We start from the raw sequence: 8,432 nt of genomic DNA on the forward strand, positions 1-8,432 counted from the left end.
GGGTCGTGACCAACGACCCAGCTTTACAGACTGCGGACGACGTGCGCCAGACGCTCGTCGTCCGCTGGGCTGCCCTGGTCTTTCACCGCGAACTGAAGCAGATCACAGGGATTGAAGGCTGTCAGTGCCGTCTAGGACGATCTCAGCGCAATCATGTTGGCATAGCGATGCTGGTCTGGATTCGATTGGCCCAAGCTGCGCGAGAGGCAAAGAAGACGATATACGCACTGAAATTTGGCCTCCTCGACGAGTACATGCGTCAGCAACTTGCTAACCCATTTGTAAGTTTCGCGTAAGCCCTACATCTATCACTGCGCCGTTTTGCGACATGCGCTAGACTCGGGGGCGTGTTTTTGTTTGCGGTGAATCTTGGGGTCCTCTGGCCCGCCCTGCTGGGGCCGATGGTGTTGGGGCCTATGGTATTGGTTCAGGTGCGGGGATGAAGCTCAGCCGCCTGCCGCCGGGCTTTGGCCTTGATACGGCGGCGCAGGGGCTGGCGCTGCGGCAGGAAGCGGTCCACAACGTGCGGCGCGACTGGACCGAGGCGGGCTGGCGGGCGCAGGGCACCGTGACCGAGGCCGGGGTGGACTACGAGGCGTCGGTGGAGTTGCTGCCGCCGCCGGACCAGCAACTGCGCGCGTCGTCGTGTACCTGCGGGCGCTACCGCTGCCGCCATGTGGCCGCGCTGGTACTGGCCACCGATCCGCCGGACGGCCCGCGCCCCCAGGCTCCAGCCAGCGCCGGCACCCAGAAAATGCAGGCCGAGGAAGCGCTGGACGCCCGCACCCAGCAGTGGCTGGCGGGCTTCGGCGCGTCGGGCCGCACGGCGTCGCGGGGGCGGCAGTTCGAGCTGCGTTACGTGCTGCGCCTGCTGCCGCCCTCCAATGGCACGTCGCCCACGCGGCGGGTGGCCCTGCGCGTGGTGCGGTTGCCAGTGCGCGGCGAGGTCCCCGATCTGCGCGCCGCCGAGACGTATCCGGTGCCGCGCAGCCTGTCCACCGCGCCCGCCTTCGTGCGCCGCGACGCCGATCTGCTGCGCCTGCTGGACCTGGCCACCGACTCCACCCGTCAGGCGGGCCGTTACGCCGAGGAATTGCACGCCCTGGGCGGCCACCCGGCGGGGGACCTGCTGATCGAATCGCTGCTGGACAGTGGACGGCTGTGCTGGGACCGCCCCGAAATGCGGCTGGCGCGCGGCCCCGACCTGGGCGGGACGCTGGCCTGGACCTCCGACGAGCGGGGGGCGCAGTCGCCGTCGCTGGAGATCGCGCAGGTGCCGGACGCGGTGCTGCTGCCCACGCCCAAGCCCTGGGCCGTGCAGCCGTCTGCTGGCCTGCTGTCGCGCGTGGTGGCCGACGCGCCGCCCGAACAGGCCGCCCGTTTCCTGTCTGGCCCCACGCTGCAACCCGCGCAGGCCACGGCGCTGGCCCACGCGATCACGGCTTCCGGCCTGGGCCTGCCGATTCCGCAGACCGTGAAAGTACGCGAGGAAACCCTGCCTTACACGCCGCAACTGCACCTGATGGGCCGCGTGGGCACCGTGTATGTCCCGGACCGCTGGATGATGCGTGAGGAAGAACAGACGCTGGCGGTGGCCGAGCTGAGGCACGCTTACGGCGGCCTGCTGGTCCCCGATTCGCCGGGCAGCCTCTCCGAGACGCCCAATCCCACGGTCTACCGCGACGGCGTGCTGACCCGTATTCCGCGTGACCGGGGGCTGGAGCGAGAGGCCGAACATGCGCTGGACCGGGCGGGCTTCGATACGGTGGCCGAGGCCTTTGACGAGTACACCTTCGGTCCCGAGTTGCAGGACCTGCTGACCCTGGGCGACGAGGAATCCTGGATGGATTTCATGCGCGGCGGGCGCGCGGACCTGGAGGAGCGGGGCTTTACCATCCATGTCCACCCCGACTTCCCGCTCAACTTCGCCGAGATCAGCGACTGGTACGGCGAGGCCGACGACAGCTTTGGCGGCTGGTTCACCCTTGATCTGGGCATCGTGGTGGACGGCGAGCGTGTCAGCCTGATCCCCGTGCTGGCTGATCTGATCGCCCGCCAGCCTGAGCTGTTCTCGCCGGAGGCTCTGGCCGCGCTGGACGACGACGAAACGCTGTTTGCCGCGCTGGGCGATGGCCGCCGCGTGGCCCTGCCCGCCGGACGCATCCGCGCCATTCTGGGCGTGCTGGTGGAGCTGAACCTGCGTGATCTGCCCGCCGGGCCGTTGCGCCTGCCTCTGCTGGACGCCGCCCGTCTGGCCGAGCTGGAAGGTGCCCTGAAGGCCCGCTGGGTGGGCGCGGAACGCCTGCTGGAGCTGGGGCGCAAGCTGCGTGACTTCGGCGGTATTCAGCCCGTCGAGCCGCCTGCTGGCCTGAACGCCGAGTTGCGCCCGTATCAATTGCAGGGTCTGGCATGGCTGCAATTCCTGCGCGAGTACGAGCTGGGCGGCATTCTGGCCGACGACATGGGTTTAGGCAAAACGGTCCAAACTTTGGCCCACCTCCTGATCGAGAAGGATGCGGGCCGTGCAGACCGCCCCAGTCTGGTGATCGCGCCCACCTCCGTGATCGGCAACTGGCAGTCCGAGGCCGCGAAATTTGCGCCCGATCTGAAAGTGCTGACCCTGCACGGCAAGGAACGCAAAGAGCTGTTCGGCGAGATCGGCGACCATGACCTGATCCTCAGCACCTATCCGCTGCTGCCGCGCGATCTGGATGAGCTGCGCAAGTACCAGTACCACATGCTGATTCTGGACGAGGCGCAGAACATCAAGAACAACAAGACGGCGGCGGCCAAGGCGGCGGGCAGCGTGGACGCGCGGCACCGGCTGTGCCTGACGGGCACGCCCCTTGAAAACCATCTGGGCGAGCTGTGGTCGCAGTTCAATTTCCTGTCGCCGGGCCTGCTGCACAACGAGAAGACTTTCCGCGAGCTGTACCGCACGCCCATCGAGAAACGCGGGGATGCGGGTCGCCGCGCCGCGCTGGCCGCCCGCGTGCGCCCGTTTATCCTGCGCCGTGAGAAACGCGACGTGGCCCGCGAGCTGCCGCCCAAGACCGAGATTCCGGTGCGCGTGACCCTGGACGGCGATCAGCGGGACCTCTACGAAACCGTGCGCGTGACGATGGAAAGCCGCGTGCGCGAGGAATTGCAGGCGCGTGGGCTGGCCCGCAGCACCATTGCGATCCTCGACGCCCTGCTGAAGCTGCGGCAAGCCGTGACCGATCCGCGTCTGGTCAAGCTGGAGGCGGCCAAGAAGGTGCAGGGCAACGCCAAGTTCGACTGGCTTCAGGGCAACCTGCCGCAGATGATCGAGGAGGGCCGCCGCGTGCTGATCTTCAGCGGCTTTGCCACGCTGCTGGGCCACTTGGAAACGTGGGTCAAGGAACAGGGCATTCCGTACTCGATGATCACGGGGCAGACCCAGGACCGCCAGAAGCAGATCGACGCCTTCCAGCGCGGCGACACGCATGTGTTTCTGATTACCCTCAAGGCTGGAGGCGTGGGCCTGAACCTGACGGCTGCCGACACCGTGATCCATTACGATCCGTGGTGGAACCCCGCTGCCGAGGATCAGGCCACGGACCGCGCCTACCGCATCGGGCAGGACAAGCCGGTGTTCGTGTACAAGCTGATCGCGGCGGGCAGCGTGGAGGAACGCATTCTGGAATTGCAGGCCCGCAAGGCCAGTCTGGCGCGTGGCATTCTGGACGGCGGCCTCAGCGAGGCCACACAACTGACCTCCGGCGATCTGGACCGCCTGTTCGCCCCGCTGGAAAACGAGGAAGAAGAGGAAGGAGTGGAGGTGGAAGCCTGAGCCGGGCTTGTTGCTTACGCTGCCGCTCAATGATGCGTCATATCCATCTGCGGCGCGGGCAACGGCTCGGCCCCCCGCTCCTTGAGCATCTCGGTCATGCTCCTGATCTCGGCACTCTGGCTGGCCTCGATCTGGCGGGCCAGCGCCTGCACCTCTGGGCGAACGCCCGCGCCCAGAGCGGGTTCGGCCATCATCAATGCCCCCTGGTGGTGGCGGGTCATCAGTTGCAGGAAGGTGACCTCGGCCTGCGCGGGGGGCAGGGTGTCCAGGCTGGCCACCTGCTGCGGCGTCGCCATGCCCATGCCCATGCCCAGGGCATGTTCGGTGGTCATGCCCGCGCCGCCCCACGGACGGTTCCACAGGGTCAGCCAGCCGTGCATCTGCCCGATCTGCTCCTGCTGAGACAGCATGATGTCCAGCGCCAGCGTGCGGACGGCAGGATTTTTTCCACGCTCGCGGATGCGGGTGGACAGGTCCACGGCCTGCGCGTGGTGCTGGATCATCTCGCGCACGAAGCGGACCTCGGTGCTGCCCTCGGCGGGGCCGCTGCTCTGGTTGAGGCGGGGCAGCAGCAAGAGCGCCGCCAGTCCCAGGGCCAGCACCAGCAGCACGGCGTGCAGGGCCAGTCGGCGGCCAGTTTCTCTGTGGGCGGTTGAACGGGACATGCGGGTCAGTATAGGAACGGCCTCTGTGGGCGAATGACCTGCGCCGTAGACTGCGGGCAATGGCAAACCAAGTCGATACCTCTCGCCTGCTGGGGGTCGATACCATCTCGGGCATCGTGGACCGGGCCTGGACCGACACGGCGCGGGCCGCTGCACAGTACGGCCCGACGCTGCTGCTGGCGCTGGCGCTGGTGGCGCTCTACTCGCTGGTCTTCTGGATCATCTCGCGCGTGTTGCACGGCGCGGTCAAGCGGGTCGTGCCGCCCGACGCCCGGTCCGTCACGCACCGCATCCTGCGCGTGGTGCTGCGCCTGACCCTGCTGATGCTGGTGCTGATCTCGGTCACGGCGCTGTTTCCGCCGCTGACAAGGTACGGCCCGGCCATCTTCCGGGTCTACGCGCTGCTGCTGCTGCTGTACGTGGGCTGGAACCTGCTGGACCACCTGCTGCACCGCCAGACCCTGCGCTGGGGCCTGGACGCCAGCCTGGAACTGCTGATGAAAAACGTGGTGAGGGTGGTCTGGGCCATGAGCGGCATCTACCTGATCTTCGAGCAGTTCAACGTGAACCTGCTGCCGATCCTGGGCGGGCTGGGCGTGCTGGGGCTGGCGGTGGGGTTTGCCGCGCAGGACATCCTTGCCAACCTGATCAGCGGCGTGACCCTGCTGCTGGACCGGCCCTTTCGCATCGGCGACTGGATTCGCGTGAAGGACCAGGAAGGACAGGTCAGCGGCCTGACCCTGCGGACCACCCGCATCCGCACCCGCGACAACGAATTCGTGTCCATCCCCAACAAGGACGTGGCCGGGGCCGTGGTGGTCAACCTGACGGCGGGCGGCCCACTGCGCCTGAACGTGCTGATCGGCGTGGAGTACAAGGAGCGGGTGGAGGACGTGCGCCGCATCCTGCTGGACGTCATGACCGCGCATCCCAGGACCGAGAAGGAACCCGCCCCGCTGCTGCTGGTCAGGGAGCTGAGCGCGTCGAGCGTGGACGTGATCATGCGCTTCTGGGTCAGCGAGGCCAACATCGCCTCCTACCCGGTGATTTCCATGCAGATCAGGGAAGCGGCCAAGGAAGCCTTGCAGGCAGGCGGTATGAGCCTGCCCTTTCCGCACCTGCAAGTGCATATCGACGGCGCGAAGGGGCTGGAGGCGTTTCTGCCCGTCGCGCCGGAACGCCTGCCCCTGCCCCAGCGTGAGGAACATTGACCCGGCTCCTCCCGGCCCGCTCCCGGCTCGTCTTCCGCGCCGTGTGGCCCGGTATGCTGGGCGGCGCGGCCATCGGTGCAGCTCTGGGTGTTCTGGCCGCCTTTCTGGGACAGGTCCGTGCCCCCGAAGGTCTGTTGCTGCTGCTCATTCTGGCTGGCGGAGTGGCCGGAGTCTTCACCGCCAGCCGCCGGATTCTGCACGTCGGCGCTGGAACGCTGGCACTGCTGATCTCGCTGTGCCTGCTGACCCCTGTGCTGCGCGCCCCGCTGAACGCCTTAGCGCTCTCTCAGCCGCCGCAGAAGGCCGACGCCATCGTGGTCCTGGGCGGCAGCGTGCAGTGCGGCACATCGGCGCTGGAATCTCCCAGCCTGAGCCGCCTGCTGGCAGGTCTAAACCTGTGGCGGGCCGGATACGCGCCCACCGTGACCGTCTCCGAGCAGTCCGATATCTTCTCGGCCACCTGCCCAAAAATGAGCGTCATCGAGCGCGAAATCATCCGGGGGCTGTATCCGGAAAACGGCCCGCGAGTCGTGACCCTGAGCAACGTCACCACCACCACCGACGAGGCCGCTCGCGTGCGCGATCTGGCGGCGGCGCGGGGCTGGAAGCAGATTCTTCTGGTGACCAGCCCCAGCCACTCGCGCCGCGCGGCGGGCATTTTCGCCTCGCAGGGCGTCACGGTGATCAGCGTACCGGCCCCTGAAACACGCTTCGATTTCACACTGCCGCTGCCCTCGGACCGCCTGTATGCCCTGCAAACGGTGCTGTACGAGTGGCTCTCGCGCATCAAAAAGGAAGTAGGCGGCACGCCGGAACGGTGAGGCGAGTCCCGGAAATCCCCTCCCGCGCACTGCGTTTCCCATTCCACCTCCCCTAAACTGCCACCCATGACCACTCCTTTTTACATCACCGTGATCGGCGCGGGCCTGGCCGGGTCCGAGGCCGCGCTGGCCGCCGCCAGCCAGGGCGTGCGCGTGCGCCTGCACGAGATGCGGCCCGTCAAGATGACCCCCGCGCACCGTTCGGGCGGCTTTGCCGAACTGGTGTGCAGCAACTCGCTGGGCGGCGAGGGCGAACGCCAGAGCAAGGGGCTGCTCCAGGCCGAACTTCGCAGCGTGGGCGGCGGCATCGTGACGGCGGCGGACGCCTCCAAACTGCCCGCCGGAAATGCCCTGGCCGTGGAACGCGACGAATTCAGCGCGCGGGTGACGAAAGCCGTGCGCGAACATCCGCTGATCGAAGTCGTTGAAGGCGAGGTGGAGGCCGTGCCGGAAGGCATTGCTGTGATCGCCTCCGGCCCCCTGACCAGCGACGCCCTGGCCGCCGACGTGGCGCGGCTGACGGGCAGCGAACGCCTCAGCTTTTACGACGCCGCCGCCCCGGTGATCGACTTTTCCAGCATCGATATGGACGTGTGCTGGCGGGCCGGGCGCTATGACCAGAGCGCCGATTACATCAACTGTCCGTTTACCAAAGACGAGTATCTGGCCTTTTTCGGCGCGCTGGAACAGGCCCGCGCCCACACGCCACACGACTGGGAAAAGCTGGAATTCTTCGAGGGCTGCATGCCTATCGAGGAAATTGCCCGCCGGGGCGTAGACACTCCGCGCTTTGGCCCCATGTCGCCCAAAGGTCTGGACGATCCGCGCACCGGGCGCTGGCCCTACGCCGTGGCTCAGCTCCGTCAGGAAGACCGCGAGGGGCGGCTGTGGTCCCTGGTGGGCTTTCAGACGGGCCTGAAGTGGGGCGATCAGAAGGCGGTGGTGCAACTGATCCCCGGTTTAAAAGACGCAGAGATCGTGCGTTACGGCGTGATGCACCGCAACACCTACCTGAACGCGCCGCAGGTGCTGGACTCCACGCTGCAACTGCGCGCCGATCCGCAGAAGTTTGTGGCAGGCGTGCTGGCCGGAACCGAGGGCTATCTGGAAAGTGCCGCGACAGGCTGGCTTGCCGGAACGAATGCGGCGCGGCTGGCGCTGGGGTTAACGCCGCTCACCCCGCCTGCCGAGTCCATGCTAGGCGGGCTGGTGCGCTACCTCGCCAGCGCCAACCCGAAAAACTTCCAGCCCATGAACGTCAACTGGGCGCTGGTGCCCGAACTGCCCGCGCCGCAGCCGGGGCCAAATGGCAAGGTCCGCAAGTTGGGCAAGCAGGAAAAACGCCCGATCCTGTTCCGGCGCGGCCTGAACGCCTTCATGGCCTGGGCGGGGGAGGAGGCGGGCTTGCAGGTGACGCCGCCGCCCGTGCCGCATGGGGAGGAGAGTGCGGAGGCTCAGGTGCAGCCGGTTTTGCGCTGAGGAGTGATGTAATACGGATTCCGCTTAATTACCGTATAGAGGCCAAGAGGCCACCCTCAGTACCCGACACTTTCTCAGGCGGTCCTCTGGGGCGGCATCCAGAGTTGAATGAGATTGAGAAGATCCTCAGCCGAATCCCCAATTTGACGGGAACACGCCCGGACGAGTGATCGGAGGCCCAGACTGATAACGCTCCACGCTCGGCGTCCATGTTTTTTGAGCGCTGCCTCTTGGTCGATCCCGACCAAGACACTCCAGACGTAACCTAGAATGAGCAGACAGAGGAGGCGCGTGACATGGGCTGGAAGGGTCATGTGGGTGTTTTCCAGATTGAAGCCCTTGGTTTTGAGCGCCCGGAACAGGCATTCGATCTTCCAACGCTGGCGATAGCCCTTCAGAATGTGCTGGCCTTTGGTGGCATTGCTCGCCACAATCAGGGCTT

At 66.7% G+C, this 8,432-nt stretch carries 6 protein-coding genes and 1 pseudogene; 5 read left to right on the forward strand and 2 right to left on the reverse strand.

Annotated features, from left to right (window positions below; genetic code table 11):
- Together BOO71_RS27865 and BOO71_RS13970 are read left to right on the forward strand one after the other, a co-directional pair.
- Positions 1–296: pseudogene (locus BOO71_RS27865) on the forward strand (IS701-like element ISPlag1 family transposase); the annotation flags it as partial.
- A 143-nt stretch (positions 297–439) separates the two neighbouring features.
- Positions 440–3,814, forward strand: coding sequence for a DEAD/DEAH box helicase (locus BOO71_RS13970; protein ID WP_075833409.1), 3,375 nt, complete (start codon positions 440–442; stop codon positions 3,812–3,814).
- A 26-nt stretch (positions 3,815–3,840) separates the two neighbouring features.
- Here BOO71_RS13970 and BOO71_RS13975 read toward each other — a convergent pair whose 3' ends face one another.
- Positions 3,841–4,479, reverse strand: a complete 639-nt coding sequence (locus BOO71_RS13975) for a DUF305 domain-containing protein (protein WP_075833412.1) — start codon at positions 4,477–4,479, stop codon at positions 3,841–3,843.
- Between the two features lie 59 nt (positions 4,480–4,538).
- On the opposite strand from BOO71_RS13975, the gene BOO71_RS13980 reads away from it, so the two are divergent.
- The 3 genes from BOO71_RS13980 (at position 4,539) to trmFO (ending at position 7,990) form a co-directional block, all read left to right on the forward strand.
- Positions 4,539–5,690, forward strand: coding sequence for a mechanosensitive ion channel family protein (locus BOO71_RS13980; RefSeq protein WP_075833415.1), 1,152 nt, complete (start codon positions 4,539–4,541; stop codon positions 5,688–5,690).
- Complete coding sequence (locus BOO71_RS13985) at positions 5,687–6,511, forward strand: YdcF family protein (RefSeq protein ID WP_368482877.1); 825 nt, start codon at positions 5,687–5,689, stop codon at positions 6,509–6,511. Before BOO71_RS13980 ends, BOO71_RS13985 begins: the two co-directional genes overlap by 4 nt.
- Positions 6,512–6,577: 66 nt before the next feature.
- On the forward strand, positions 6,578–7,990 hold the full coding sequence (gene trmFO, locus BOO71_RS13990; RefSeq protein ID WP_075833417.1) for a methylenetetrahydrofolate--tRNA-(uracil(54)-C(5))-methyltransferase (FADH(2)-oxidizing) TrmFO: 1,413 nt from the start codon (positions 6,578–6,580) through the stop codon (positions 7,988–7,990).
- A 74-nt stretch (positions 7,991–8,064) separates the two neighbouring features.
- On the opposite strand, the gene BOO71_RS29320 is transcribed toward trmFO, so the two are convergent.
- Positions 8,065–8,421: a transposase gene (locus BOO71_RS29320; protein WP_439823027.1), complete on the reverse strand. Its 357-nt coding sequence runs from the start codon at positions 8,419–8,421 to the stop codon at positions 8,065–8,067.
- Positions 8,422–8,432 lie beyond the last annotated feature (11 nt).

Source organism: Deinococcus marmoris, from assembly GCF_001949125.1.
GTDB classification, from domain to species: domain Bacteria; phylum Deinococcota; class Deinococci; order Deinococcales; family Deinococcaceae; genus Deinococcus; species Deinococcus marmoris_A.

Excerpts from the sequence above, each read along its gene's own strand:
- BOO71_RS13970 (WP_075833409.1), top strand. The coding sequence starts at position 440 with ATGAAGCTCAGCCGCCTGCCGCCGGGCTTTGGCCTTGATACGGCGGCG.
- BOO71_RS13975 (WP_075833412.1), bottom strand. The coding sequence starts at position 4,479 with ATGTCCCGTTCAACCGCCCACAGAGAAACTGGCCGCCGACTGGCCCTG.
- BOO71_RS13980 (WP_075833415.1), top strand. The coding sequence starts at position 4,539 with ATGGCAAACCAAGTCGATACCTCTCGCCTGCTGGGGGTCGATACCATC.
- trmFO (WP_075833417.1), top strand. The coding sequence starts at position 6,578 with ATGACCACTCCTTTTTACATCACCGTGATCGGCGCGGGCCTGGCCGGG.